Genomic DNA, 24999 nt, shown 5'->3' on the forward strand with positions numbered 1-24999 from the left:
AGCTACACATCACTGCTCTTTCAACTCCTTCCAGGCTTCGATGATCTGAAGCAAGCCGCTGTCGAAAACTGCGCAACTCTTTGAATTTCAAGGAGTTTTCCGTTTCGACTGCGCCGGAAGTGGGGCGAATTATAGACCTATGGAATCTGCCGTCAACCGTTAATTTCGCTTTTCTTTCAATAACTTGCGAATTGGTTAAAAAACATCCAATCAGATGAGAAAAGAGCGTCTTCTATATAGAAGAAGACTTAAAGGACGCCTTCTTCCTTCAACATAGCCACCCCACCTGCCCCCAGACCCAGCACCCGCTGCAGAACCTCTAACGTGTGCTCACCCAATAAAGGAGGCGCATGACGATATTCAACGGGGGTCTCCGATAATCGAATCGGGCTGGCCACCTGGGGCACCATTCCCGCCAATGCATGAGGCAGTTCGATCGCCAGACCGCGCGCCTTCACCTGTGGATCTTCAAACACCTGCGACAGATCATTGATCGGCCCACAAGGCACACCCGCCTGCTCCAATTGAGCAACCCACTCGGCCGTGGTCTTGAAGACCGTAGCTTGGCGGATCAACGGGATCAGCAGCGCGCGGTTCGCTACCCGCAGCTTGTTGGTCGCGAAGCGCGGATCATCCGCCCACTGCGGTTGCCCCGCGACTTCGGCGAACTTGCGGAACTGCCCGTCATTGCCCACGGTGAGGATGAAGTCGCCATCCGCCGTAGGAAAGTCCTGATAAGGCACGATGTTGGGATGGGCATTGCCCAGACGCTTTGGCGCACTGCCGGTGGTCAGGTAGTTCATCGCCTGGTTCGCCAGACATGCGACCTGTACATCCAGCAACGCCATATCGATGTGCTGGCCGCCACCGTCGTGATCGCGATGAGCCAATGCCGCGAGGATCGCTACCGTCGAATACAGCCCGGTAAGAATATCCGTTAGCGCCACGCCCACTTTCACCGGGCCAGCGCCTTCATCTCCTTCAGGTCGACCAGTCAGACTCATCAAGCCGCCGAGCCCCTGGATCATGAAGTCATAGCCCGCACGCTTGGCATAAGGCCCGGTCTGACCGAAGCCGGTAATGGAGCAATAGATCAAATTCGGGTTGAGCGCCTTCAGCGACTCATAGTCCAGACCATAGGCCGCCAGACCACCTACTTTGAAATTCTCAATCAGAATGTCCGACTTTGCCGCCAGGTCACGCACCAGCTTCTGCCCTTCAGGCCGGGTGAAGTCGATGGTGACCGATTGCTTGTTGCGGTTTGCCGAGAGGTAATAAGCCGCTTCCGACGTGTTCTCGCCGTAGGCGTCTTTAAGGAAGGGCGGGCCCCAGGCGCGGGTGTCATCACCATTGCCCGGGCGCTCGACCTTGATCACTTCGGCGCCAAGGTCGGCGAGGATCTGTCCGGCCCAAGGCCCGGCCAGCACTCGTGATAAATCCAGTACCCGTAGATGTGACAGCGCGCCCATGGTCCGCTCTCCTATTAATAGAACGCTTGCAGACCAGTTTGCGCACGCCCGAGGATCAGCGCGTGAACGTCATGGGTACCTTCATAGGTATTCACCACTTCCAGATTGACTAGATGACGAGCGACACCGAACTCATCGGAGATGCCATTGCCACCGAGCATGTCCCGCGCCATCCGCGCGATATCCAGCGACTTGCCGCAGGAGTTGCGCTTCATGATCGAAGTGATTTCAACGGCGGCGGTACCTTCGTCCTTCATCCGGCCCAAGCGCAGGCAGCCTTGCAGTGCCAGAGTGATTTCGGTCTGCATGTCGGCGAGTTTCTTCTGTACCAGCTGAGTTGCGGCCAGCGGACGACCGAACTGCTGACGATCCAGAGTGTATTGGCGCGCAGTGTGCCAGCAGAATTCGGCAGCGCCCAGCGCGCCCCAGGAAATGCCATAGCGTGCGGAATTGAGGCAGGTGAAAGGACCTTTCAGGCCACGGACATCCGGGAAGATGTTTTCTTCCGGCACGAACACGTTGTCCATGACAATCTCACCGGTGATCGAAGCGCGCAGGCCGACCTTGCCGTGAATCGCCGGAGCGCTCAGACCTTTCCAGCCTTTCTCCAGAACGAAACCACGGATGTCGCCAGCATCGTCCTTGGCCCAGACCACGAATACGTCAGCGATCGGGCTGTTGGTGATCCACATCTTCGCGCCAGTCAGGCTGTAGCCGCCATCGACTTTGCGCGCCCGGCTTATCATCGCGCCCGGATCGGAACCATGGTTCGGCTCGGTCAGGCCAAAGCAACCGATCCATTCGCCGGATGCCAGCTTCGGCAGGTACTTCTGCTTCTGTGCTTCGGTACCGAATTCGTTGATCGGCACCATCACCAGTGAGGATTGCACGCTCATCATCGAGCGATAGCCAGAGTCGACGCGCTCGACCTCTCGGGCAATCAGGCCGTAGCTGACATAGTTCAGACCGCTGCCACCGTATTGTTCGGGAATGGTCGCACCGAGCAGGCCGACTTCACCCATCTCGCGGAAGATTGCCGGGTCGGTCTTTTCATGACGGAAAGCTTCGAGCACACGCGGAGCGAGACTCTGTTGAGCGAACTGCGCGGCGGTGTCGCGGATCATCCGCTCTTCTTCAGTGAGCTGTTGATCCAGCAGCAGGGGATCGATCCAGTTGAAGCTAGCTTTACCGCCCATGAGTGTGCCCTCGCAATCGGGTGAATTAACGTGGCATTGATCCTAGGCGCGGTTCGCCGTCGGGGCAAACGAGGATTTCGCATTCTGTTGTGCTAATTTCTCACTCCGTACCGTCGCGAATAGCCTTTTATGCGGCGCATTAGTGAGGTTGACGTACATGCGCAGGAAGATCCCCAGCACCGCCGCCCTGATCAGTTTCGAAGCTGCCGCCCGCCATGAGAGCTTTACCCGTGCTGCTGAAGAACTGTCGCTCACCCAAGGCGCCATTTGCCGACAGATCGCCAGCCTGGAAGATTTCCTCAGCGTGGAACTGTTCCGACGCTCGCGACGTGGAGTGAAACTGACCGAGGCGGGTCTTTCCTACAGTCGTCGGGTGGCGACTCAGCTCGATGCAGTGGAGCGCGACACCCTCTCGGTAATGGGCCAGCAGGGCACCAACGTCATCGAGCTCGCCGTCGTCCCGACCTTCGGCACGCAATGGCTGCTGCCACGGCTCAAGGATTTTCAGCTCAAGCACCCGGAAGTGACCGTCAACCTGACCAACCGCACTCGGCCTTTCCTGTTTGCCGATACCGAATTCGATGCCGCGATCTATTTCGGTGATGCCGATTGGTCGGGTACCGAATCCCACAGGTTGATGGGCGAAAATCCGATGCCGGTGTGCAGCCCCTCCCTACTCGGCGATCACACGCAGCTGACAGCGCAAGCCATCGCTGAACTACCGCTGCTGCAGCAAACCACCCGACCTTACGCCTGGCGCCAATGGTTCAACTCGCAACAGCTGAATATTCCGCGCGACATGACCGGCCCACGCTACGAGCTATTCTCCATGCTTGCCCAGGCAGCCATGCACGACATGGGCGTCGCGCTGATTCCGCCGTTTCTGATCCAGCGCGAGCTGGCAGAGAAACGTCTGGTGGTTGCCAACCCTCAAGCGCTCTCCAGCATCAAGGCCTATTACCTGATGATTCCAGAGCGAAAGGTCGAATCGGCATCGCTGAAGGCATTTCGCGACTGGCTGGTAAATCAAGCGCAGAGCTACAGCCTAGAAGAATAAAGGCTTTGCGCAATACTTAACCCCGTAGTCAGAAAAACCAAAGCCCTACAGATATAACTATTTGTCGCTTTTGCGCAGACTGTATCCGAAAGTCGTACAGACGTCCCACAAGCTGCCAAACACGTGGCTTTGAGCCTCTAATGGCGACTCATTACTGCCCATTCACGCCACCGATGCGAATTTTTTTCAAATTCAGCCAGAATCCATGCAGGGCACGGCCTGCAAGGGGTTCAACTGGCCATCTGCGACATTCGGTCACGGCATGACTTGTAGTTAATTTTCCGTCACCCGTCATAATCCCTTGAAGGGCATAAAGTTCGCCTGCAAAATGCCGCGCCCCGCCCTGATTCGGCGGGATCGTGCTGATCGGCCGCCCCAGTCGCACCATCCGTAGTGCATGGGTTTACTCAATAAGATCACGCAGGAGATTTGACGTGCACATTGGTGTTCCTCTCGAAACCCAGACCGGTGAAACACGGGTTGCTGCAACCCCGGAAACCATCAAGAAGCTGATCAGCCAAGGCCATAAGGTCACTGTGCAAAGCGGCGCTGGCGTCAAAGCCAGTGTCGTCGACAGTGCCTATGAAGCGGCCGGCGCAAGCATTGGCAGCGCCAATGACGCGTTTGGCGCCGAGCTGATTCTCAAAGTGATCGCGCCAAGCGATGCCGAACTGACGCTGATCAAGCGCGGTGCGGTGCTGGTGGGCATGCTCAACCCATTCAACAACGAGACCATCGCGAAGATGGCCGAGTGCGGCATTACCGCGTTCGCCCTCGAAGCGGCGCCGCGTACCTCGCGGGCGCAGAGTCTTGATGTGCTGTCGTCGCAGGCGAATATCGCCGGCTACAAAGCGGTGTTGCTCGCGGCTCACTATTACCCACGCTTCATGCCGATGCTGATGACTGCTGCGGGCACCGTGAAAGCGGCGCGCGTGCTGATTCTCGGCGCGGGCGTGGCCGGTTTGCAGGCGATTGCCACAGCGAAACGTCTGGGTGCGGTGATCGAAGCCTCCGACGTGCGTCCAGCGGTGAAGGAACAGATCGAATCCCTCGGCGCGAAGTTCGTCGACGTGCCTTACGAGACCGATGAAGAGCGCGAATGTGCCGTCGGTGTCGGCGGTTACGCGCGGCCGATGCCGGCGAGCTGGATGCAGCGCCAGGCGCAGGCTGTGCACGAGCGCGCCAAGCAGGCCGATATCGTCATCACCACCGCACTGATTCCGGGCCGCAAAGCGCCGACGCTGCTCAGCGCCGAGACCGTGGCACAGATGAAACCGGGCTCGGTGGTCATCGACCTCGCCGCCGCCCAGGGTGGCAACTGCCCACTGACCGTCGCCGATCAGGTCGTTGTGGAAAACGGTGTGACCATCGTCGGCCCGACCAACCTCGCCGGTGAAGTCGCTGCCGATGCTTCGGCGCTGTACGCACGCAACCTGCTGGACTTCCTCAAGCTGGTGTTCACCAAGGAAGGCCAGTTCGACGTCAACCTCGAAGACGACATCGTCGCCGCGTGCCTGATGTGCCGCGACGGCCAAGTCATCCGCAAAAACGCCTAAGCAGGGATTCAGACGATGGAAGAGCTTATCTCCCCCGGTATCTACAACCTGATCATCTTCGTGCTGGCGATTTATGTCGGTTACCACGTGGTCTGGAACGTTACGCCTGCGCTGCACACGCCGTTGATGGCGGTGACCAACGCCATTTCCGCGATCGTGATCGTCGGCGCCATGCTCGCCGCTGCGCTGACCGTCACGCCGCTGGGCAAGACCATGGGCACGCTGGCAGTGGCACTGGCGGCGGTCAATGTGTTTGGTGGCTTCCTGGTCACCCGCCGCATGCTTGAGATGTTCAAGAAGAAAGCCCCGAAAGCAAAAGAAGAGGCGCCGAAGTAATGAGCATGAATCTCGTCACGACGCTCTACCTGATCGCGTCGATCTGCTTTATCCAGGCCCTCAAAGGCCTGTCGCACCCGACCACTTCGCGGCGCGGCAACCTGTTCGGCATGCTTGGCATGGCGTTGGCGATCCTCACCACGGTCGGCCTCATCTATAAATTGGGCGCTGAGCTGGCTACGGCTGGTATCGGTTATGTGATCGTTGGCTTGCTGGTCGGCGGTACCGCCGGCTCGATCATGGCCAAGCGCGTTGAAATGACCAAGATGCCGGAACTGGTAGCGTTCATGCACAGCATGATCGGCCTCGCGGCGGTGTTCATTGCTATTGCGGCGGTAGTTGAGCCGCAGTCGTTGGGTATCGTTAAACAACTGGGCGATGCGATTCCGGCAGGCAACCGTCTGGAGCTGTTCCTCGGTGCTGCGATCGGTGCGATCACCTTCTCGGGTTCGGTGATCGCCTTCGGCAAGCTCTCGGGCAAATACAAGTTCCGTCTGTTCCAGGGCGCACCGGTACAGTTCGCCGGTCAGCACAAACTCAATGCGGTTCTGGGTCTGGCTACGCTGGTGCTCGGCCTGACCTTCATGTTCACCGGCAACCTCACTGCATTCGCACTGATGCTGGCGCTGGCGTTCGTGATGGGCGTGCTGATCATCATCCCGATCGGCGGCGCCGACATGCCGGTGGTGGTGTCGATGCTCAACAGCTATTCCGGCTGGGCGGCGGCGGGCATCGGTTTTTCGCTGAACAACTCGATGCTGATCATTGCCGGCTCGCTGGTGGGTTCGAGCGGTGCGATCCTCTCGTACATCATGTGCAAGGCGATGAACCGCTCCTTCTTTAATGTACTGCTCGGCGGTTTCGGCAATACGGCAGACGCAGGTCCTGCCGGTGCGCAGGAAGCCCGTCCGGTGAAATCCGGCTCGGCTGATGACGCAACCTTCCTGCTGACCAACGCCGACACCGTGATCATCGTCCCGGGCTACGGTCTGGCAGTGGCCCGTGCACAACACGCACTGAAGGAACTGACCGAGAAGCTGACCCATCGCGGCGTGACCGTGAAGTACGCGATTCACCCGGTGGCCGGTCGCATGCCTGGGCACATGAACGTCCTGCTCGCCGAGGCCGAAGTGCCTTACGACCAGGTGTTCGAGATGGAAGACATCAACTCCGAGTTCGGTCAGGCCGACGTGGTGCTGGTGCTCGGCGCAAACGACGTGGTCAACCCGGCCGCGAAGAACGATCCGAAGTCACCGATTGCCGGTATGCCGATTCTCGAAGCGTTCAAGGCCAAGACCATCATCGTCAACAAGCGCTCGATGGCCAGCGGCTATGCCGGTCTGGACAACGAACTGTTCTATCTGGACAAGACCATGATGGTCTTCGGCGATGCGAAGAAAGTCATCGAAGACATGGTCAAAGCGGTCGAGTAATTCACCGCTGCAATAGCGAACGCCCCGACTTGTCGGGGCGTTTTTGTTTGCGCCAGACGCTGGACCATTTGCCTCGTTGTTGCAGATCCGGTAACGGTGTTTTACTGCAAACCCGCGAAATAGAGGCCTCGTTTGCGACCTTGGTAGCGGGACAGGCGCCGGCCAAATTAACTAGACTGCGCATCCTGCTACTCGTTGCCCGAGATAATAATCCATGTACCGTGACCGTATTCGCCTGCCTTCGTTGTTGGACAAAGTGATGAGCGCTGCCGACGCCGCTGCTCTGATTGAGGATGGCATGACCGTCGGCATGAGCGGTTTCACCCGCGCCGGCGAAGCCAAGGCCGTTCCCCATGCACTGGCCGAGCGCGCCAAGGTCACGCCGCTGAAGATCAGCCTGATGACCGGCGCCAGTCTGGGTAACGACCTCGACAAGCAACTGACCGAGGCCGGCGTGCTGTCGCGGCGCATGCCGTTTCAGGTCGACAGCACGTTGCGCAAAGCAATCAACGCCGGCGAAGTAATGTTCATTGACCAGCATCTCTCGGAAACCGTAGAGCAACTGCGCAACCAACAGTTGAAGCTGCCGGACATTGCCGTCATCGAGGCAGTCGCCATCACCGAACAAGGCCATATCGTGCCGACCACTTCGGTGGGCAACTCGGCCAGCTTCGCGATTTTCGCCAAACAAGTGATCGTCGAGATCAACCTGGCCCACAACGCCAACCTCGAAGGCCTGCACGACATCTATATCCCGACGTACCGCCCGACGCGGACGCCAATCCCGCTGGTGAAAGTCGACGATCGCATCGGCAGCACGGCAATTCCGATTCCGCCGGAGAAGATCGTTGCGATTGTCGTCACTCAACAATCGGACTCGCCGTCCACGGTGTCGGTACCGGACATCGACACCAACGCTATCGCCGAACACCTGATCACGTTCTTCAAGCAGGAAGTCGCGGCCGGCCGCATGACCAACAAGCTCGGCCCGCTGCAGGCTGGCATTGGCAACATCGCCAACGCGGTGATGTGCGGCTTGATCGACTCGCCGTTCGAAGAGCTGACCATGTATTCGGAAGTGCTGCAGGACTCGACTTTCGACCTGATCGATGCCGGCAAGCTGAGCTTCGCCTCGGGCAGCTCGATCACCCTGTCCGAGCGGCGCAACAGCGACGTGTTCGGCAACTTGGAGAAGTACAAGGACAAACTGGTTCTGCGGCCGCAGGAGATCTCCAATCACCCCGAGGTGGTGCGCCGTCTGGGCATCATCGGCATCAACACCGCGCTGGAGTTCGATATCTACGGCAACGTCAACTCCACCCATGTCTGCGGCACGCGGATGATGAACGGCATCGGCGGCTCCGGCGACTTCGCGCGCAATGCGCATCTGGCGGTATTCGTGACCAAGTCGATCGCCAAGGGTGGCGCGATTTCCAGCGTGGTGCCGATGGTCAGCCACGTCGACCATACCGAGCATGACGTCGACATCCTGGTGACCGAAGTCGGCCTCGCCGACCTGCGTGGCCTGGCGCCACGGGAGCGTGCACGAGTGATCATCGACAACTGCGTGCATCCGGACTTTCGCCAGGCACTGAATGACTACTTCAGCGCTGCCTGTGCAATCGGCGGTCATACCCCGCACATTTTGCGCGAAGCCCTGAGCTGGCATATGAACCTGGAAGAAACCGGGCGCATGCTGGCGGTGTGATTCACACAGATAACCACCGAGGCAAACACAGTTTTGCCTCGGTAGATGCGCGCGAGAAGCAGGATTTCAAAAAAACTGTACTGCTGTACCGGTCTTTTCCTACAGCAAAGCCCTACTCAATCCCCTGATACGAGCGGAAATGCACCAATCAAGTGCGGACAGGTACAGTTTGCCCAATTTCGACCCGTACACCATCCATAAACAGTTAACTGCTCACTCACAATACAAATGAACTGTATCTACAGAGACTATCCAAACGAGAGGATCATGGGCACCAGTCAAACCACTACCTGATCCCGCCACAAGCGGAAGGATGTCAACCATGGAACGTACACTCAGTTCCGAACTGTTCTTCGAAGACAAAGCTGTAAACACCCAGGCTTCCCTGCCTCTGCGCGTTATTGCCAACCTGATGTTGTGGCAGCGCCGCATCTCCAGCCGCCACCAACTGGCCCGTCTGGATTCGCGTCTGCTGGCTGACGCCGGTATCAGCGAAGCACAACGCTACGAAGAGCTGAGCAAGCCGTTCTGGCGCTAAGCAGCGTCGCTGGCTCTGGTCGTCAGACCCACCGCCAGCAACCCGAATTGCACAAGCAGAACCCGTCGTGGGAAACCACGACGGGTTTTGTTGTTTCAGGGCCTTGAATGCTCTAAACGCATATATGAACGAGTACAGGTACAATTTACGAAATACTCGAACATACCGGTACAGTTATCCAGAACCTTTGAAGTATCACTGGCCACCACTGGGCGAACCGCATCTGGCAGCCTAATATCCATGCAGAACGTGGCGAACGTTGCGCAACAGGCGTCTGACTCCTCAGATACCGAGCCACCTCTCACTACGGTTTATCCAAAGGAGTTCCATCATGACCCGTCTTCGCCTGCTCAGTGCCGCCGCCCTGCTGGCCGTGGCTGCCAACGCCAGTGCTACCAGTTTCATCGTGACCACCGACTCGATCGTCGGCGCGCTGAAAGCCACTTCCGACGCCACTTCCGATGTGACCTCCTCGTTCCGTGACGACAAGATCGTCCTCGCCGCCCGAGACGATGCCGCCAGCTTCGTGGCCAGCGAAGGCGATATCCGTGGAGTGAAGCTGGAAAGCGCGCTCGATCACATCCGCCATCAGGCGCCACAACTCAATGCCACCGATGCCCAATTGGCTCAGGCCATTCTGACCCTCTGATCGTTTGCGGAATTGCGGGACACGCCAGCCGTGTCCCGATGTTTCAACGCTGGCTCTGGCCCGGGCATTTGCGCTAGCCTTCAGGCTCGTTAACAGTTGTCGAGTCCCATGCGCTTTCTTCCAACTCTGCTCATCTCTTCTACTTTATTCACGGCCTGCTGGGCGATGTCCGCCAACGCCTTCGATGCTTTCAATGCGTCGACCCAAGGCACGGTGGTCAGCGGTTACGCTACCAGCATGGTGTCTTCTGCGCCGTTCGACCGTAAACTGCTGCTCGCCGCCCATGATGATGCGGCCGCCTTTGTTGCCAGTGACGGTGAATGGCGAGGCGCACGGCTGGAATCCGCGCTGCATTACCTGCGCAAAACCCGGCCGAAACTTCATGCCAGCGACCTTGAACTGGCAGAGGCAATTCTCGTCCAATAGTTATCCTTGTCCTTCCGGAGTCGTTCCATGCGTAGCCCGCTGATTGCTGCCGCCCTTGGCCTGTTTGTGTTGGCCGATGTGGCCCAGGCGCACACCCTGGTAGCCACCAGTAACATCATCGTTCGTGCCTCCCAGCGCAGCATCGATTTCACTTCCGATACCACCACGTCGATTCGCGATTCGAAAATCATCCGCGAAGCCCACGACGACGCCGCCAGTTTCGTCGCCAGCAACGGCGACATCCGTGGCGCGCACCTAGAAGCCGCCCTCAACACCTTGCGCACTCGCGTGCCGGAAGCGCGCGACGCCAGTGATCAGGTACTCGCCGAAGCCATTCTCGCACTGTGAAGTCCGTTGGCGCCTGGCTGCTGGCCGGGGTGTTGTTGCTGCTTGGCAACAGCGCCCACGCCGGCCTGCAATTGCGGCTCAAGACCGAGGGTCTGAGCCCGGCTCAACAACAGGCCAGTCAGGCGCTGATCGATGAGGCGATGGCGAAACTGCCGCCGAGCTTCATCGAGCGGCTGGATCGGCGCATCGACGTCGGCTGGACCGACGACATGCCTGCCAACGCTTACGGGCAGGCGACGCTGGTGTCCGAGCTCGATCTGAATCGCAAGCTGCTCGCCGGCCTCACCGATGGCAGCGCGGCGAAAGAGAAAACCAATCGCCCCCACGGCACTGTGCGCGAGGAACTGCTGGCCACGGTGCTGCACGAAATTACCCACATTTATGATCGCGCGCGTTTATGGCCGAGCGCCGAGCGCACGTTGATCCAACGCTGCACCCGACGCTTCAACAGCGCCGGGCTGATCGGCATTCCCGATGAGTGTCGCGGGCAGAACGGTCGCCGCTTCACCATCAGCGATGACCCGCGCATGCTTGACCTGGCCGGGTGGCAGCAATACGTTGGCCGCCGTGGCGAGCGTGAACAACACAACCGCCAGATCGCCCGCAGTCCGGATCTTTACGAGATCTCCAGTCCCAAGGAATTCGTTGCGGTCAACATGGAGTACTTCCTCCTCGACCCGAGTTACGCCTGCCGCCGCCCGGCGCTGTATCGCTACTACAAGGAACATTTCGGCTGGGCGCCGCCAGCGCAGGACGCCTGCAGCAAGAGCTTCGCCTTTCTCAATGCGGGCAATGACTTCGCCAAGCAGCCTCTGGGGCAAGTCGATCCGGAACGGGTCTACGCGGTCGATTACCTGCTGGCCGAGGCCAATCAGAACTGGGTCAGCCGCTGGGGCCACAGCATGTTGCGCCTGGTGATCTGCGCCCCCGGTCGCCCGCGTGGCCCGGATTGCCGCCTCGACCTCGATCAGCACCTGGTGCTGTCCTATCGCGCCTTCGTTGGCGATGTGCAGCTGTCGAGCTGGGACGGACTGGTCGGCAAATACCCGTCGCGGCTGTTCGTGTTGCCGCTGGCACAGGTGATCGACGAGTACACCAAGACCGAGCTGCGCAGCCTCGCTTCGGTGCCGCTGAACCTGTCTCGCAAGGAAATCGAAGGCGTGGTCGAACATGCTGCCGAAATGCACTGGAGCTACGACGGCAACTACTTCTTCCTGTCCAACAATTGCGCGGTAGAAGGCTTGAAACTGTTGCGCAGCGGCAGCAATAACAGCCAACTGGTCGGCCTCGACAGCATCATGCCCAACGGCTTGCTGGAAGTGCTCAAGGGCCGTGGTCTGGCCGACACCAGTGTGCTCGACGATCCGAAAGAAGCGCTGCGTCTGGGTTACCGCTTCGACTCCTTCCGCGATCGCTATCAAGCGATGTTCGATGTATTGAAGAAGCAGCTGCCGATCAAGCAGACCACTGTCGAAGACTGGCTGTCACTCAGCGCTGAACAACGCCGCGAATGGTTCGACCGCGCCGACCTGCGCACCAGCGCGGCGCTGTTGCTGCTCGAGCAAGCCAGTTTCCGCCGGCAGTTGTTGCTGGCGCAGGATGAGGTCAAGCAACGCTACCTCGGCGCCCGCGAGCTGGAAAACGGCGGCATGGACAAGGCCAACGCGACCTTGCAGCAGATCCTCGCCAACAGTGGTTTCCTCAGCCGCCCGGCGGAACTGCTCGACTCCAAGGGTTACGGACTGCCCCAGCCGAGCGAGTTCGGCCGACTGGAAGCGGAAAGCAGCCAGCGGCAGAAGAAGCTGCTGGCGCTGTCCGGCGACCTCGATACTGAAGTGCGCAAGCTGCTCGAACCCAAGCGCGCCGCCGAGATTGCCGCCAGCGAGGCCAACGTGAAGCAGATTGGCGAGCATTTGCGCAAACTGCACAAAGCTTCGGGCGGACTGCAATTACCCTGAGCAGAAAAAAAGGCTTCAGAACGCCTGTTCTGAAGCCTTTTTGTTTTCCCCTGCGGTCTTAGACGCGAGCCTTGCGCACGCCTTGGGACAGCGCCGAACAAAGGCTCAACACGCCATCGATGGCCTGTTCAGGCGTATCGGCACTGGCGATGTGATCGATCAACGCCGAGCCCACCACCACACCGTCAGCCAGACGCGCGATGGCCGCAGCCTGCTCCGGCGTACGGATACCGAAACCGATGCTGATCGGCAGATCGGTATGCCGACGCAGACGTGCAACCGCCTCTTCCACATGTTCCAGAGTCGCTGCACCGGCACCGGTGACACCGGCCACCGACACGTAGTAGACGAAACCGGAGCTGCCGTTGAGCACACGCGGCAGACGCGCGTCGTCGGTGGTCGGCGTGGTCAGGCGGATGAAGTCCAGGCCAGCAGCCTGCGCCGGGTCGCACAGCTCTTCGTTGTGCTCTGGTGGCATGTCGACCACGATCAGGCCGTCAACGCCAGCCTCTTTGGCTTCGGCGATGAAACGCTCGACGCCGAATTTGTGAATCGGGTTGAAGTAGCCCATCAACACTAGCGGCGTGTCGCTGTTGCCTTCACGGAACTCGCGAACCATTTGCAGGGTTTTCGCCAGATTCTGTTTGGCGCCCAGTGCGCGGATATTGGCCAGCTGGATCGCCGGGCCATCGGCCATCGGATCGGTGAACGGCATGCCCAGCTCGATCACATCGGCACCTGCGGCAGGCAGGCCTTTGAGGATTGCCAGCGAAGTGTCGTAGTCAGGATCACCTGCAGTGACAAAGGTCACCAGCGCGGCGCGGTTCTGTTGCTTGAGGTCGGCAAAGCGGGTTTGCAGGCGGCTCATCAGTGTTTCTCCTGCTGCGACTGTTGCATATGGTGCATCACGGTTTGCATGTCCTTGTCACCACGGCCCGAGAGGTTGACCACCATCAGGTGATCCTTCGGCAGCTTCGGTGCGCGCTTGAACACTTCGGCCAGAGCGTGGGCGCTTTCCAGGGCAGGAATGATCCCTTCCAGGCGGCAGCATTTGTGGAACGCTTCAAGAGCTTCGTCATCGGTTACCGAGGTGTACTGGACGCGGCCGATGTCATGCAACCAGGCGTGTTCAGGGCCGATGCCCGGATAGTCGAGGCCAGCGGAAATCGAGTGAGCGTCGATGATCTGCCCATCGTCGTCCTGCAGCAGGAAGGTGCGGTTACCGTGCAGCACGCCCGGCACCCCGCCGTTGAGGCTGGCCGCGTGCTTGCCGGTTTCGATGCCGTAACCGGCGGCTTCGACGCCGATGATCTCCACGCTCTTGTCATCGAGGAACGGGTGGAACAGGCCCATGGCGTTGGAACCGCCACCGATGCACGCCACCAGGCTGTCCGGCAGACGACCTTCCTGAGCTTGCAGTTGATCGCGTGTTTCCTTGCCGATGACGGCCTGGAAGTCGCGGACCATTGCTGGATAAGGGTGTGGGCCGGCCACAGTACCGATCAGATAGAAAGTGTTGTCGACGTTGGTCACCCAGTCACGCAGAGCTTCGTTCATCGCATCTTTGAGGGTGCCTGTACCGGCAACGACCGGAATGACTTCAGCGCCGAGCAGCTTCATGCGGAAGACGTTGGCCTGCTGACGTTCGATGTCGGTGGTACCCATGTAGATCACGCAGTCCAGCCCGAAACGCGCAGCAACGGTGGCCGTGGCCACGCCGTGCATGCCGGCGCCGGTCTCGGCGATGATGCGCTTCTTGCCCATGCGCCGCGCCAGCAGGATCTGGCCGATGCAGTTGTTGATCTTGTGCGCGCCGGTGTGATTCAGCTCTTCACGCTTGAGGTAGATCTTCGCGCCGCCGCAGAACTCGGTCAGGCGTTCGGCGAAATACAACGGGCTTGGACGTCCGACGTAGTCTCGCTGGAAGTAGGCCAATTCTTCCTTGAACGCCGGATCTTCCTTGGCCGCTTCGTATTCGCGAGCCAGGTCGAGGATCAACGGCATCAGGGTTTCCGCTACATAACGGCCACCGAACGCACCGAACAGGCCGTTGGCGTCAGGGCCGTTACGCAGATCAGAGGTGTTCGAAGTCTGGGTCATGGGTCGCTCCAGGTGAATTCGGTCAGAAGACAATGACGATCACTCTACCCCTGACTTTCCAGGCTGAAAACCGATAAGATCGCCACAACCTGTCAGGAAAACTCACAGATACCATGAGCCATGACCTTCCCCCGCTGAATGCCTTGCGCGCCTTCGAGGCCACCGCCCGTCTGAACAGTGTGAGTCAGGCTGCCGAACAGCTGCACGTCACCCACGGTGCGGTCAGCCGCCAGCTCAAGGTGCTTGAAGAACATCTAGGGGTGAGCCTGTTCGTCAAGGACGGACGCGGCTTGAAACTCACAGATGCCGGAGCGCGTCTGCGCGATGCCAGCGCTGAGGCGTTTGATCGGTTGCGCAGTGTTTGCGCCGAACTTACGCAAAGCACAGCGGATGCGCCGTTCGTGCTGGGTTGTTCCGGGAGCCTGCTGGCGCGCTGGTTTATTCCGCGTCTGGGGCGGCTGAATGCCGATTTGCCGGATCTGCGTCTGCACCTGTCGGCCGGTGAAGGCGATCTCGATCCCCGGCGCCCGGGCCTTGATGCGTTGTTGCTGTTCGCCGAACCACCGTGGCCGGCCGATATGCAGGTCTATGAACTGGCGGCGGAACGCATCGGCCCCGTAATGAGCCCGTTGTATAGCGGTTATCAGAAGCTGCACACCGCTGTGGCCGCAGATCTTTTTGATGAGCCCTTGCTGCACACCACCTCTCGCCCACAAGCCTGGCCCAGCTGGGCGCAGCAAAACCACCTCGATCCCAAGGCGTTGAAGCTCGGGCAAGGGTTTGAGCATTTGTATTATTTGCTGGAGGCGGCTGTTGCAGGTCTCGGCGTGGCAATCGCGCCGGAGCCGCTGGTAACCGAAGATCTGAAGGCGGGTCGCCTGGTTGCGCCGTGGGGCTTCTGCGAAACCCCGGCGCAACTGGCGTTGTGGCTACCCAAGCGCGCCGCAGATGGACGCGCCCGGCAACTGGCGCAATGGCTCAAGAACGAGCTGCGCCAGCCTGATCACTCACCGCGCTTGAACAAAAAGTAGGCGGCGAGCAGACCGATTGCACCGACAGCCACGCCGGCTGTGGTCCATGGGTGTTCCTGCGCGTAGTCACGAGTGGCAATGCCGGTCTCGCGGGTTTTCACTTTGACTTCTTCGTACGCGTCGCTGAGCAGATGACGGGAATGTTTCAGCGCACTTTCGGCGTTGCTTTTCAGCGCCTTGAGGGTCTTGCGCGACTCGTCCGAAGCATCGTCTTTCAAGCTTTCCAACGATTTGAGCAGACTCTCGATCTCGGCTTCCATGCTTTGCAACGAGGCTTTACGTAAAGAGGTGTTGGCCATGGTGGCTCTCCTGCATTGGTGATGAGTGGCGTGTGTTGGTTGGGACTTCAGCATGTCCAGAAAGTGCAGAAATTCTGAACTTCGGCAGCGCAGCGGCGCCGAATTCATCAGTGCAATTGCCTGCTAGGCTCAATTTCACACGCCATTCCAACCCAAGGAGAACGCCATGAGTGATCATCACACCTACAAGAAAGTCGAGCTGGTCGGCTCGTCCACTACCAGCATCGAAGACGCCATCAACAATGCACTGGCCGAGGCGAACAAAACCCTGCGCAATCTGGAATGGTTTGAAGTGACCGAAACCCGTGGCCACATCGAAAATGGCCAGGTAGCGCACTTTCAGGTCACGCTGAAAGTCGGCTTCAAGATTGCCGCCAGCTGAGTTTGAGCTAGTCTTCTGAACTTGCGCGCTGGCCGAGTGCCATAGGGAATGGCAAAGCGCTACAAGGTGAGCGCATCGGGTGGATGACTCGATGCCCGCCTCTTTCAATCCGACCAGGGAGTGCGACCGATGAAGAAGTTCATGTTGGCAGTAGGTTTGTTGAGCCTTGCGGGTGGTGCGTTTGCAGCCGGCAAGCCATGTGACGAGCTGAAAAGCGAAATCGCCGCGAAGCTCGACGCCAAAGGCGTTTCCGGATATTCGCTGGAAGTTGTCGACAAGGGTGCGGCGGCTGATGGTGACGTCGTCGGCAGTTGCGAAGGCGGCAGCAAGGAAATCGTCTACAAACGCGGTTGATTGCGCCTGAAATACAAAAGCCGACGTGGATGCGTCGGCTTTTTTGTGGGCTCCATGTGCCCGATGTGGGAGCGAGCTTGCTCGCGAAACCGGTGGGTCAGTCGACATATCGAGTGCCTGACACTCCGTCTTCGCGAGCAAGCTCGCTCCCACAAGGTATGTGTGGTGAATCTTAGCCCTTCATCACCTGCGCCAGCAGCTCGTACGAGCGCACGCGATCAGCATGCTCATACAAATCACTGGTGAAAATCAGCTCGTCCGCCTGGGTCTGCTCGATCAACACCTCAAGCTTGGCGCGGATCTTCTGCGGGCCGCCGACCATGGCGAGGCCGAGAAAATCGCCCACCGCCTCACGTTCATGGGGCAGCCACAGACCGTCCATGGTTTTCACCGGCGGACGCTGCACCAGGCTCTGGCCACGCATCAACGCAAGAATGCGCTGGTACACCGACGTCGCCAGGTAATCGGCTTGCTCATCGGTATCCGCTGCCACCAGCGGCACGCCGAGCATCACGTACGGCTTGTCGAGCACCGCCGACGGTTTGAAGTGATTGCGGTAGATACGGATCGCCTCGTGCATGAAGCGCGGCGCGAAGTGCGAGGCGAAGGCGTAAGGCAAGCCGCGCTCACCCGCCAATTGCGCACTGAACAGACTTGAGCCGAGCAGCCAGATCGGCACGTTGGTGCCGGTGCCGGGCATGGCGATCACCCGTTGCTCCGGGGTGCGCGGGCCGAGGTAGCGCATCAGTTCGGCAACGTCTTCAGGGAAGTCGTCAGCGCTGCCCGAGCGCTCACGGCGCAAGGCGCGGGCGGTCATCTGGTCAGAGCCGGGCGCGCGGCCCAGACCCAAGTCGATGCGTCCCGGGTACAGGCTCTCGAGGGTGCCGAACTGCTCGGCAATCACCAGCGGCGCATGGTTGGGGAGCATCACCCCGCCGGAACCGACGCGGATCGTCGACGTGCCTCCGGCCAGATAGCCGAGCAACACCGAAGTGGCCGAACTGGCGATGCCGTCCATGTTGTGGTGTTCGGCGACCCAGAAGCGCGTGTAGCCGAATTTCTCGGCATGCTGCGCCAGGTCCAGCGAGTTGCGCAGCGATTGCCCCGCGCTGCCGTTTTCGCGCACCGGCACCAGATCGAGGGTGGAAAATTTAACATCGGACAGTTTTTTCATGAACCTGCATCTCCGGGTGGGGAGGCAGGTTTTTCTTGCGAACGAAAACCTGCCAAATCCATAAGCGTGTTTTATGGAATGAGGGCATATACCCGAGATTCAATAGCAGCGACGAAATTTCCTACTAAAAAAGTCAACGATTCAGCCAGGCTGAACTTTGTTCCGCCGTCTATCCTCAGAAGCCTTGCTAGTAAAAACCGCGACGGCGCGGCGTTCCGCGCCATATTTGAGGAGGCAGACATGGCTATCGTGAAAAAGGCATCGGCGCATTGGGAAGGCGATCTGAAAACCGGTCTCGGCTCGATCTCCACCGAAACCGGCGTACTGCGCGAAGCGCCGTACGGCTTCAAGGCGCGCTTTGAAGGCGGCAAAGGCACCAACCCGGAAGAATTGATCGGCGCGGCCCACGCCGGGTGCTTCTCCATGGCGTTTTCGATGATTCTCGGCGATGCCGGCCTGAAGGCAGACAGCATCGACACCAACGCCGAAGTCACCCTCGATCAGGTTGACGGCGGCTTCGCGATCACTGCGGTGAAGCTGATTCTCAAGGCGAAAATCCCGGGCGCAACTCAGCAGCAGTTTGAAGAGCTGAGCAACAAGGCCAAGGAAGGGTGCCCGGTTTCCAAGGTGCTGAATGCGAAGATCACGCTTGAGGCTTCGCTGGTCAGTTGATTCGGCGTTTGCCGGGCTGACGCCTTCGCGAGCAGGCTCGCTCCCAGAGGGGGATTTGTGCACGTCGCAGATCCAGTGTGTTAGCGAGCTTGCTCGCGAAGGCAGTCTCGAAACCTGCTCAGCGGCCGGCAATTAATACAAGGTGTGAGCAAAGTCAGAACCCGCTCTGCAGAATTGTGGTCGAATAATCGACAGCAGCTTCAGCGCACACCCGTGCGCGCTGCCTCAAGGAGCTTCATCGATGAAACGTATTGGCTTGGCGATTCTTTGCAGTGCACTGGCCACGTCCGCTTTCGCAGCCCCCAAAAAATGCGAGGAGCTTAGAAAGGAGATCGAGATCAAGATCCAGGCGAAGGCGATCCCAACGTACACCCTTGAAATCATCACGGCAGAAGAGGCGAAGCAGCACGACTCGGCCATGATCGTCGGTTCTTGCGAGAACGGCACCAAGCGGATTATCTATCAGAGAAACGATAGCTGATTGCCTATCACGGCACGCAATTGATCTGCCGCTCGTTGGCAACGATCTGCCCCTGACGATTGATCAAGCGTGCACTTGGCGTGAAGGCCAGCGATCGGGCCTCAAGGCGGTAACGCTGCCCGGCCTCGAAGTGTTCATAGGGCACGGTCATGTAACACAGCCGCTCTTGCGGATCGGTATCCATGCCCTGACCACCCCCGAATACTTCGAAGTCAAAGCGCACGGTGAGCTCATGACTACCGGGCGTCACCTGAAAAAACCGTCCGTCGCGCAAGCGCTGTTTATCCAGGCGCTCGGCCATCAGCACTTTGCCGCCGGGGGTAGGCATGGCGAAGTCGACCCAGGCTTTGTCTGGATCGGCCGCCGGCAACGGGCTCTGACAACCGGCGAGCACACTGGCGGCCAGCAATGTCGTCAACTTGCGCATGATCGATATCCTTTGACGGGATTTGCAGCATAGCGCCGATCAACTGCTCTGACAGCCCGCCGGTGTGCCCTGGCCGACAACCTTGCGCTGTTCGTCATAAAGCTTGGCCCAAGGCCGGAAGCCGATGCTGCCCGCCTGCAGCTGATAGCGCTGGCCGGCGTTGAAATCCTTGAATTTCACGCTCAACTGGCAATCGCGCCACAGCGGTTCGGCAGTCGGGCCGATGTTGGTGGCCTCGACCGGGAATTGATAGCGCACCTTCAGCTCATGGCTGCCGGGCTGCACTTCGAAATAACGTTTGTCGACAGCCTGTGTGGCATCGACTTGTACGGCTTGCAGCGCCGTGTCGTGTTGGCGAGCGTCAAGATCGATCCAGGCTTGCGAAGGGTCGGGGTCGGGCATTCCGAATCCGGCACAACCGGCCAGCGTCAGCAGGCCTCCTGTCAGCATCAACATGCGCATAGCGGTGCTCCTTGAGGCGGGATAGTCTTGGGGCAGACTTTCCGGGGAATTTCTTATTTTGATCAGGCCATTTTCTAGCCTTGGGTTACTTGATCGCGTTTTTCCGATTTTGTTTCCGGGTGTGTTGTTTTTGTTGCTCAACGGTTGCACCAGCGTCAGCTATTACAGCCAGTTGGCCAGCGGCCAACTGCAATTGCTGCGCGCACGGGAGCCGGTCGAAAAAGTCATTGCCGACCCCAGCCGCGATGCCAGATTGCGCGCGCATCTGGCTCAATCACAAAAGGCCCGCACGTTCGCCAGCGAGCATCTGCACTTGCCGGACAACCAGAGCTATCGTCTCTACGCCGACATCGGCCGGCCGTTCGTGGTGTGGAACGTGTTCGCCACCGCAGAGTTTTCCCTGACGCCGCAGAATCACTGCTTCCCGATTGCCGGCTGCGTGGCCTATCGCGGCTACTACAGCCAGAGCGCCGCCCGTGGCGAAGCGGCGCTTCAGCGCTTGCAGGGCATGGACGTGTCGATCGGCGGGGTCGAGGCGTACTCGACGCTCGGCTGGTTCAATGACCCGATCCTCAATTCGATGATGGGCTGGGGCGACGAACGACTGGCCACGCTGATCTTTCATGAACTGGCGCACCAGAAGTTCTATGTGAAGGACGACACTGAATTCAACGAGTCTTTCGCCACCTTCGTCGAGCAGGAAGGCACGCGGCAATGGCGCGCGTTCCGCGGGCTGCCGGCGGAGTCGGATGCCAGGCTCAAGCAGCGTGACCAGTTCATCGGTCTGGTACTCGACACGCGCTCACGGCTGGAGACGCTGTATGCGCAGCCGCTGTCGGTTGAGCAGATGCGTGAGCGCAAAGCAGCTGAATTCGAGCGCTTGCGCCGGGAGTATCGGGTCATGCGCGACAGTCAGTGGGCCGGGGACAAACGCTATGACGCTTGGGTCAATGCGCCACTGAACAACGCGCGGTTGTTGCCGTTCGGGCTGTATGACCAGTGGGTGCCGGCGTTTGCGGCGCTGTTCAGGCAAATGGATGGGGATTGGCTGAGGTTTTATGCCGAGGTTGAGCGGTTGGGACGGTTGCCGGTTGATGAGCGTAAGGCGGCTTTGAGGGCCTTGGCAGTTCCTGAGTCCTCCAGCGGCTGACGGGCCTCATCGCTGGCAAGCCAGCTCCCACAGGGACAGCGGTGAGCCTGAAGAATCGCTAACCTGTGGGAGCTGGCTTGCCAGCGATAGCCATCTGCTCAGCGCTGCAAAAACGCCTGATGCAACTCGTCCAAAGTTTCAAAGTGATAAGCCGGCGCCTCGGCATTCAGTTCTTCAAAACTGCCGAACCCATAGCCCACCGCCGCTGCATCCAGGCCATTGCTGCGCGCGCCGATCAGGTCGTGCTTGCGATCGCCGATCATCAGGGTCTGCGCGGGGTCCAGGCGTTCTTCCTCAAGCAAGTGCGCAATCAGCTCAACCTTGTTGGTCCGCGTGCCGTCCAGTTCGCTGCCGTAGATCACTTTGAAGTGGCGGGCGAAGTCGAAGTGCCGGGCGATCTCGCGGGCGAACACCCACGGTTTGGAGGTGGCGATGTACAACTGCCGCCCCTGCCCGCTCAAGGTTTCCAGCAACGGCGTGACCCCGTCGAACACCCGATTCTCATAGAGGCCGGTGACCTTGAAGCGCTCGCGATAGAAATTCACCGCTTCCCAGGCCCTGGCCTCGTCGAAGTCGTAGAACTGCATGAACGCTTGCAGCAGCGGCGGGCCGATGAAGTGTTCCAGTTTGCTCAGGTCCGGTTCGTCGATGCCGAGATTGGCCAAGGCAAATTGAATTGAGCGGGTGATGCCCTCACGCGGGTCGGTCAGGGTGCCATCGAGGTCGAACAGTACGGTCTGGTAATGCATGGAAATTCCCGAGCAGGTGTAGGCGATTCAGAGCTGGTCGTAGCCTTCGGCCAGATGCAGGTCCTTGAGCTTGACGTAATTCGCCGCGCTGTAGGTGAAGAAGGCGTTTTCCTTGTCGGTCAGCGGGCGCACTTGCTTGACCGGGCTGCCGACATACAGAAAGCCACTCTGCAGGCGCTTGCCCGGCGGCACCAGGCTGCCGGCGCCGATGATCACATCGTCTTCCACCACGGCACCGTCCATGACGATGCTGCCCATGCCGATCAATACGCGGCTGCCCACGGTGCAGCCGTGCAGCATGACCTTGTGGGCGATGGTCACGTCGTCCCCGATCAGCAATGGAAAGCCGTCCGGGTTGAACGGGCCGGCGTGGGTGATGTGCAGCACACAGCCGTCCTGCACGCTGGTGCGCGCACCGATGCGGATGCGGTGCATGTCGCCACGGATCACCGTCAGCGGCCAGACCGAGCTGTCTGCGCCAATTTCGACGTCGCCGATCACCACCGCCGAACCGTCGACGAATGCGCCGTTGCTCAGGCGGGGGGTGTGATTCTGGTATTTGCGAAGGGACACGATTAGTTCTCTCTCTGTCGCCGATAGCTGCGGTGAGTGTCGATTGTAATTAAGATGGGCGCATGTTTCTTCCAGCCAAGGTGCCAACCGTGAGCGTGAACAACCCTCTTTTGCAGTCCTACGACCTGCCGCCGTTCTCCACGATCCGTGCCGAACACGTCCTGCCCGCCATCGAAACCATCCTCGCGGACAACCGCGCCGCCATCGCCGAAATTCTCAAGACCCAGGGCAAGAACCCGACCTGGGCCGGTCTGGTGCTGGCGATGGACGAACTCAATGATCGTCTCGGTGCGGCGTGGAGCCCGGTCAGCCATCTTAACGCCGTGTGCAACAGCGCCGAACTGCGTGAAGCCTACGAGTCGTGCCTGCCGGCCCTGAGCGCCTACTCCACCGAGATGGGCCAGAACCGCGAACTGTTCCAGGCGTATGAAGCGTTGGCCAACAGTCCGGAAGCTGCCAATTTTGACGTCGCGCAAAAAACCATCCTGGAACACGCCCTGCGCGATTTCCGTCTGTCGGGTATCGATCTGCCGGAAGCCGAGCAGAAACGTTACGCCGAAGTGCAGAGCAAACTGTCAGAGCTGGGCAGCCGCTTCTCCAACCAACTACTCGACGCCACCCAGGCGTGGACCAAGCACATCACCGACGAAGCCGCCCTCGCCGGTCTGACCGATTCGGCCAAGGCGCAGATGGCTGCCGCAGCCCAGGCCAAAGGCCTCGACGGCTGGCTGATCACCCTGGAATTCCCCAGCTACTACGCCGTGATGACCTATGCGCAGGACCGCGCACTGCGCGAAGAAGTCTACGCCGCCTACTGCACCCGTGCCTCGGACCAAGGCCCGAATGCTGGCCAGAACGACAACGGTCCGGTGATGGAAGAAATCCTCGAACTGCGTCAGGAAGTGGCCCGATTGCTGGGCTTCGCCAGTTTCGCCGAGCTGAGCCTGGCGACGAAAATGGCCGAATCCAGCGATCAGGTGCTGAGCTTCCTGCGCGATCTGGCCCAACGCAGCAAGCCGTTCGCCGCGCAGGATCTGCAACAGCTGCGCGCTTACGCCGCCGAACAGGGCTGCGCCGACCTGCAAAGCTGGGACAGTGGTTTCTACGGCGAAAAACTCCGCGAGCAGCGTTACAGCGTCGCTCAGGAAACCCTGCGAGCCTACTTCCCGATCGACAAAGTCCTCAGCGGCCTGTTCGCCATCGTCCAGCGTTTGTACGGCATCGAGATCGCCGAGCAGAAAGGCTTCGACACCTGGCATCCGGACGTCCGCCTGTTCGAGATCAAGGAAAACGGCCAGCACGTCGGCCGCTTCTTCTTCGACCTGTATGCCCGCGCCAACAAGCGTGGCGGCGCATGGATGGACGGCGCCCGCGACCGTCGTCGCACCGTCGACGGTGTGCTGCAAAGCCCAGTCGCCAATCTGGTGTGCAACTTCACCCCGGCCGACAGCGGCAAGCCTGCGCTGCTGACCCATGATGAAGTGACCACCCTGTTCCACGAGTTCGGCCACGGCCTGCATCACCTGCTGACCCGCGTCGAACACGCTGGCGTATCCGGCATCAATGGCGTGGCCTGGGACGCAGTCGAGCTGCCGAGCCAGTTCATGGAAAACTGGTGCTGGGAGCCGGAAGGCCTCGCGCTGATCTCCGGCCACTACGAGACCGGCGAGCCACTGCCGCAGGACCTGCTGGAAAAAATGCTCGCGGCGAAGAATTTCCAGTCCGGGCTGATGATGGTGCGTCAGCTGGAATTTTCGCTGTTCGACTTCGAACTGCACGCCACCCACGGCGATGGCCGCAGCGTGGCGCAAGTGCTCGAGGGCGTGCGTGACGAAGTGTCGGTGATGCGTCCACCGGCTTACAACCGCTTCCCCAACAGCTTTGCGCACATTTTCGCCGGCGGTTACGCAGCGGGTTACTACAGCTACAAGTGGGCTGAAGTGCTGTCCGCCGATGCCTTTTCGAAATTCGAGGAAGACGGCGTGCTTAACGCTGAAACCGGTCGGGCGTTCCGCGAGGCGATTCTGGCGCGCGGCGGCTCGCAGGCACCGATGGTGCTGTTCGTCGACTTCCGTGGCCGTGAGCCGTCGATCGACGCGCTGTTGCGCCACAGCGGCCTGAGTGAGGACGCGGCAGCATGAGCGACGGCCCTGTGATCACCAAGAAGCGCTTTATCGCCGGGGCGGTCTGCCCGGCGTGCAGCGAGCCGGACAAGTTGATGATGTGGAACGAAGACGGCGTGCCGCACCGCGAATGCGTGGCTTGCGGCTACTCCGACACCCTCAACGAGCAGGGCCTGTCGGTGCCCAAAGAACTGGGCACGCGGGTCAATACCAGTGCGCTGAAGCCTGCCGCCGACAAAAAGGTCCAGGCCGTGCAGTTCTTCCCCAACCCCAAGTTGAAGAAAAAGCCCGACGAGCAACAGTGACAACTACCGCCACCTGCCGATGATCGTCGTCAGGTGGCGGTAA

The 24999-nt window shown here is 59.9% G+C and carries 28 protein-coding genes; 18 read left to right on the forward strand and 10 right to left on the reverse strand.

Going from position 1 to position 24999, the window contains the following annotated elements:
• Positions 1-248: 248 nt before the first annotated feature.
• Both D8U61_RS07475 and D8U61_RS07480 read right to left on the reverse strand, forming a co-directional pair.
• Positions 249-1469: a CaiB/BaiF CoA-transferase family protein gene (locus D8U61_RS07475; RefSeq protein ID WP_130926699.1), complete on the reverse strand. Its 1221-nt coding sequence runs from the start codon at positions 1467-1469 to the stop codon at positions 249-251.
• A gap of 14 nt (positions 1470-1483) precedes the next feature.
• A complete protein-coding gene (locus D8U61_RS07480; protein ID WP_024015035.1) occupies positions 1484-2665 on the reverse strand; it encodes an acyl-CoA dehydrogenase in 1182 nt (393 codons plus the stop codon).
• A gap of 157 nt (positions 2666-2822) precedes the next feature.
• On the opposite strand from D8U61_RS07480, the gene D8U61_RS07485 reads away from it, so the two are divergent.
• The 10 genes from D8U61_RS07485 (at position 2823) to D8U61_RS07530 (ending at position 12674) form a co-directional block, all read left to right on the forward strand.
• Entirely contained in the window at positions 2823-3722 is a 900-nt protein-coding gene (locus D8U61_RS07485) for a LysR family transcriptional regulator (RefSeq protein ID WP_130888824.1), read from the forward strand.
• 434 nt (positions 3723-4156) lie between these two features.
• A complete protein-coding gene (locus D8U61_RS07490) occupies positions 4157-5278 on the forward strand; it encodes a Re/Si-specific NAD(P)(+) transhydrogenase subunit alpha (protein WP_071173988.1) in 1122 nt (373 codons plus the stop codon).
• Positions 5279-5293: 15 nt separating this feature from the next.
• Positions 5294-5614, forward strand: a complete 321-nt coding sequence (locus D8U61_RS07495) for an NAD(P) transhydrogenase subunit alpha (RefSeq protein WP_003220416.1) — start codon at positions 5294-5296, stop codon at positions 5612-5614.
• Positions 5614-7047, forward strand: coding sequence for an NAD(P)(+) transhydrogenase (Re/Si-specific) subunit beta (locus D8U61_RS07500; protein WP_110644713.1), 1434 nt, complete (start codon positions 5614-5616; stop codon positions 7045-7047). Before D8U61_RS07495 ends, D8U61_RS07500 begins: the two co-directional genes overlap by 1 nt.
• A gap of 214 nt (positions 7048-7261) precedes the next feature.
• Positions 7262-8755 (forward strand): acetyl-CoA hydrolase/transferase family protein, encoded by a 1494-nt coding sequence (locus D8U61_RS07505; RefSeq protein WP_130926700.1) that lies wholly within the window; start codon positions 7262-7264, stop codon positions 8753-8755.
• 322 nt (positions 8756-9077) lie between these two features.
• Entirely contained in the window at positions 9078-9293 is a 216-nt protein-coding gene (locus D8U61_RS07510) for a DUF1127 domain-containing protein (protein WP_007911656.1), read from the forward strand.
• 331 nt (positions 9294-9624) lie between these two features.
• Complete coding sequence (locus tag D8U61_RS07515; protein ID WP_016772298.1) at positions 9625-9942, forward strand: DUF2388 domain-containing protein; 318 nt, start codon at positions 9625-9627, stop codon at positions 9940-9942.
• 108 nt (positions 9943-10050) lie between these two features.
• Positions 10051-10368 carry a DUF2388 domain-containing protein gene (locus tag D8U61_RS07520; protein WP_095182269.1) on the forward strand — a complete coding sequence of 106 codons (318 nt, stop codon included), beginning with the start codon at positions 10051-10053 and terminating at the stop codon, positions 10366-10368.
• Between the two features lie 27 nt (positions 10369-10395).
• Positions 10396-10716 carry a DUF2388 domain-containing protein gene (locus D8U61_RS07525; RefSeq protein WP_041476450.1) on the forward strand — a complete coding sequence of 107 codons (321 nt, stop codon included), beginning with the start codon at positions 10396-10398 and terminating at the stop codon, positions 10714-10716.
• Entirely contained in the window at positions 10713-12674 is a 1962-nt protein-coding gene (locus D8U61_RS07530) for a DUF4105 domain-containing protein (protein ID WP_130926701.1), read from the forward strand. Before D8U61_RS07525 ends, D8U61_RS07530 begins: the two co-directional genes overlap by 4 nt.
• Before the next feature lie 58 nt (positions 12675-12732).
• Here D8U61_RS07530 and trpA read toward each other — a convergent pair whose 3' ends face one another.
• Both trpA and trpB read right to left on the reverse strand, forming a co-directional pair.
• A complete protein-coding gene (trpA, locus tag D8U61_RS07535; protein ID WP_024015029.1) occupies positions 12733-13542 on the reverse strand; it encodes a tryptophan synthase subunit alpha in 810 nt (269 codons plus the stop codon).
• On the reverse strand, positions 13542-14774 hold the full coding sequence (trpB, locus tag D8U61_RS07540; RefSeq protein WP_016772302.1) for a tryptophan synthase subunit beta: 1233 nt from the start codon (positions 14772-14774) through the stop codon (positions 13542-13544). Before trpB ends, trpA begins: the two co-directional genes overlap by 1 nt.
• Before the next feature lie 113 nt (positions 14775-14887).
• Here trpB and D8U61_RS07545 point away from each other — a divergent pair, with 113 nt between their 5' ends.
• Positions 14888-15805, forward strand: coding sequence for a LysR family transcriptional regulator (locus tag D8U61_RS07545; protein WP_122751344.1), 918 nt, complete (start codon positions 14888-14890; stop codon positions 15803-15805).
• On the opposite strand, the gene D8U61_RS07550 is transcribed toward D8U61_RS07545, so the two are convergent.
• A complete protein-coding gene (locus tag D8U61_RS07550) occupies positions 15778-16104 on the reverse strand; it encodes a DUF883 family protein (RefSeq protein WP_039757078.1) in 327 nt (108 codons plus the stop codon). The two genes, D8U61_RS07545 and D8U61_RS07550, sit on opposite strands and share 28 nt — an antisense overlap.
• Positions 16105-16270: 166 nt before the next feature.
• On the opposite strand from D8U61_RS07550, the gene D8U61_RS07555 reads away from it, so the two are divergent.
• Together D8U61_RS07555 and D8U61_RS07560 are read left to right on the forward strand one after the other, a co-directional pair.
• Positions 16271-16486 (forward strand): dodecin, encoded by a 216-nt coding sequence (locus tag D8U61_RS07555; RefSeq protein ID WP_016772305.1) that lies wholly within the window; start codon positions 16271-16273, stop codon positions 16484-16486.
• Between the two features lie 129 nt (positions 16487-16615).
• The gene (locus D8U61_RS07560; RefSeq protein ID WP_024015026.1) at positions 16616-16840 is read left to right on the forward strand and encodes a DUF1161 domain-containing protein; all 225 of its coding nucleotides are present in this window, start codon (positions 16616-16618) and stop codon (positions 16838-16840) included.
• Positions 16841-17012: 172 nt separating this feature from the next.
• Here the strand turns inward: D8U61_RS07560 and D8U61_RS07565 are convergent, their stop codons facing one another.
• Positions 17013-18014: an LLM class flavin-dependent oxidoreductase gene (locus tag D8U61_RS07565; RefSeq protein WP_016772307.1), complete on the reverse strand. Its 1002-nt coding sequence runs from the start codon at positions 18012-18014 to the stop codon at positions 17013-17015.
• A 240-nt stretch (positions 18015-18254) separates the two neighbouring features.
• Between D8U61_RS07565 and D8U61_RS07570 the strand changes: the two genes are divergently transcribed.
• Complete coding sequence (locus D8U61_RS07570) at positions 18255-18686, forward strand: OsmC family protein (RefSeq protein WP_016772308.1); 432 nt, start codon at positions 18255-18257, stop codon at positions 18684-18686.
• A gap of 241 nt (positions 18687-18927) precedes the next feature.
• Positions 18928-19167 carry a DUF1161 domain-containing protein gene (locus D8U61_RS07575; RefSeq protein ID WP_024015024.1) on the forward strand — a complete coding sequence of 80 codons (240 nt, stop codon included), beginning with the start codon at positions 18928-18930 and terminating at the stop codon, positions 19165-19167.
• A gap of 7 nt (positions 19168-19174) precedes the next feature.
• Here the strand turns inward: D8U61_RS07575 and D8U61_RS07580 are convergent, their stop codons facing one another.
• A complete protein-coding gene (locus tag D8U61_RS07580; protein ID WP_016772310.1) occupies positions 19175-19594 on the reverse strand; it encodes a hypothetical protein in 420 nt (139 codons plus the stop codon).
• A 39-nt stretch (positions 19595-19633) separates the two neighbouring features.
• Positions 19634-20056: a hypothetical protein gene (locus tag D8U61_RS07585; RefSeq protein WP_016772311.1), complete on the reverse strand. Its 423-nt coding sequence runs from the start codon at positions 20054-20056 to the stop codon at positions 19634-19636.
• A 58-nt stretch (positions 20057-20114) separates the two neighbouring features.
• Here D8U61_RS07585 and D8U61_RS07590 point away from each other — a divergent pair, with 58 nt between their 5' ends.
• Positions 20115-21206, forward strand: coding sequence for an aminopeptidase (locus D8U61_RS07590; RefSeq protein WP_130926702.1), 1092 nt, complete (start codon positions 20115-20117; stop codon positions 21204-21206).
• 98 nt (positions 21207-21304) lie between these two features.
• On the opposite strand, the gene D8U61_RS07595 is transcribed toward D8U61_RS07590, so the two are convergent.
• Together D8U61_RS07595 and D8U61_RS07600 are read right to left on the reverse strand one after the other, a co-directional pair.
• Positions 21305-21955, reverse strand: coding sequence for an HAD family hydrolase (locus D8U61_RS07595; protein ID WP_016772313.1), 651 nt, complete (start codon positions 21953-21955; stop codon positions 21305-21307).
• 27 nt (positions 21956-21982) lie between these two features.
• Positions 21983-22528, reverse strand: coding sequence for a gamma carbonic anhydrase family protein (locus tag D8U61_RS07600; RefSeq protein ID WP_016772314.1), 546 nt, complete (start codon positions 22526-22528; stop codon positions 21983-21985).
• Between the two features lie 62 nt (positions 22529-22590).
• Here D8U61_RS07600 and prlC point away from each other — a divergent pair, with 62 nt between their 5' ends.
• Together prlC and D8U61_RS07610 are read left to right on the forward strand one after the other, a co-directional pair.
• Positions 22591-24669: an oligopeptidase A gene (gene prlC, locus D8U61_RS07605; protein ID WP_177433316.1), complete on the forward strand. Its 2079-nt coding sequence runs from the start codon at positions 22591-22593 to the stop codon at positions 24667-24669.
• Positions 24666-24956 (forward strand): YheV family putative zinc ribbon protein, encoded by a 291-nt coding sequence (locus tag D8U61_RS07610; RefSeq protein WP_016772316.1) that lies wholly within the window; start codon positions 24666-24668, stop codon positions 24954-24956. The genes prlC and D8U61_RS07610 overlap by 4 nt, the downstream gene beginning before the upstream one ends.
• The last annotated feature ends 43 nt before the right edge of the window (positions 24957-24999 follow it).

This window comes from Pseudomonas sp. Sample_14, assembly GCF_004307515.1.
In the GTDB taxonomy this organism is placed as follows: Bacteria; Pseudomonadota; Gammaproteobacteria; order Pseudomonadales; family Pseudomonadaceae; genus Aquipseudomonas; species Aquipseudomonas atacamensis.

What these genes read in the sequence shown, in the direction of transcription:
- D8U61_RS07475 (WP_130926699.1), bottom strand. Translation starts at nt 1,469, where the DNA reads ATGGGCGCGCTGTCACATCTACGGGTACTGGATTTATCACGAGTGCTG.
- D8U61_RS07480 (WP_024015035.1), bottom strand. Translation starts at nt 2,665, where the DNA reads ATGGGCGGTAAAGCTAGCTTCAACTGGATCGATCCCCTGCTGCTGGAT.
- D8U61_RS07485 (WP_130888824.1), top strand. Translation starts at nt 2,823, where the DNA reads ATGCGCAGGAAGATCCCCAGCACCGCCGCCCTGATCAGTTTCGAAGCT.
- D8U61_RS07495 (WP_003220416.1), top strand. Translation starts at nt 5,294, where the DNA reads ATGGAAGAGCTTATCTCCCCCGGTATCTACAACCTGATCATCTTCGTG.
- D8U61_RS07500 (WP_110644713.1), top strand. Translation starts at nt 5,614, where the DNA reads ATGAGCATGAATCTCGTCACGACGCTCTACCTGATCGCGTCGATCTGC.
- D8U61_RS07505 (WP_130926700.1), top strand. Translation starts at nt 7,262, where the DNA reads ATGTACCGTGACCGTATTCGCCTGCCTTCGTTGTTGGACAAAGTGATG.
- D8U61_RS07510 (WP_007911656.1), top strand. Translation starts at nt 9,078, where the DNA reads ATGGAACGTACACTCAGTTCCGAACTGTTCTTCGAAGACAAAGCTGTA.
- D8U61_RS07515 (WP_016772298.1), top strand. Translation starts at nt 9,625, where the DNA reads ATGACCCGTCTTCGCCTGCTCAGTGCCGCCGCCCTGCTGGCCGTGGCT.
- D8U61_RS07520 (WP_095182269.1), top strand. Translation starts at nt 10,051, where the DNA reads ATGCGCTTTCTTCCAACTCTGCTCATCTCTTCTACTTTATTCACGGCC.
- D8U61_RS07525 (WP_041476450.1), top strand. Translation starts at nt 10,396, where the DNA reads ATGCGTAGCCCGCTGATTGCTGCCGCCCTTGGCCTGTTTGTGTTGGCC.
- trpA (WP_024015029.1), bottom strand. Translation starts at nt 13,542, where the DNA reads ATGAGCCGCCTGCAAACCCGCTTTGCCGACCTCAAGCAACAGAACCGC.
- trpB (WP_016772302.1), bottom strand. Translation starts at nt 14,774, where the DNA reads ATGACCCAGACTTCGAACACCTCTGATCTGCGTAACGGCCCTGACGCC.
- D8U61_RS07545 (WP_122751344.1), top strand. Translation starts at nt 14,888, where the DNA reads ATGAGCCATGACCTTCCCCCGCTGAATGCCTTGCGCGCCTTCGAGGCC.
- D8U61_RS07550 (WP_039757078.1), bottom strand. Translation starts at nt 16,104, where the DNA reads ATGGCCAACACCTCTTTACGTAAAGCCTCGTTGCAAAGCATGGAAGCC.
- D8U61_RS07555 (WP_016772305.1), top strand. Translation starts at nt 16,271, where the DNA reads ATGAGTGATCATCACACCTACAAGAAAGTCGAGCTGGTCGGCTCGTCC.
- D8U61_RS07560 (WP_024015026.1), top strand. Translation starts at nt 16,616, where the DNA reads ATGAAGAAGTTCATGTTGGCAGTAGGTTTGTTGAGCCTTGCGGGTGGT.
- D8U61_RS07565 (WP_016772307.1), bottom strand. Translation starts at nt 18,014, where the DNA reads ATGAAAAAACTGTCCGATGTTAAATTTTCCACCCTCGATCTGGTGCCG.
- D8U61_RS07570 (WP_016772308.1), top strand. Translation starts at nt 18,255, where the DNA reads ATGGCTATCGTGAAAAAGGCATCGGCGCATTGGGAAGGCGATCTGAAA.
- D8U61_RS07575 (WP_024015024.1), top strand. Translation starts at nt 18,928, where the DNA reads ATGAAACGTATTGGCTTGGCGATTCTTTGCAGTGCACTGGCCACGTCC.
- D8U61_RS07580 (WP_016772310.1), bottom strand. Translation starts at nt 19,594, where the DNA reads ATGCGCAAGTTGACGACATTGCTGGCCGCCAGTGTGCTCGCCGGTTGT.
- D8U61_RS07585 (WP_016772311.1), bottom strand. Translation starts at nt 20,056, where the DNA reads ATGCGCATGTTGATGCTGACAGGAGGCCTGCTGACGCTGGCCGGTTGT.
- D8U61_RS07595 (WP_016772313.1), bottom strand. Translation starts at nt 21,955, where the DNA reads ATGCATTACCAGACCGTACTGTTCGACCTCGATGGCACCCTGACCGAC.
- prlC (WP_177433316.1), top strand. Translation starts at nt 22,591, where the DNA reads ATGTTTCTTCCAGCCAAGGTGCCAACCGTGAGCGTGAACAACCCTCTT.
- D8U61_RS07610 (WP_016772316.1), top strand. Translation starts at nt 24,666, where the DNA reads ATGAGCGACGGCCCTGTGATCACCAAGAAGCGCTTTATCGCCGGGGCG.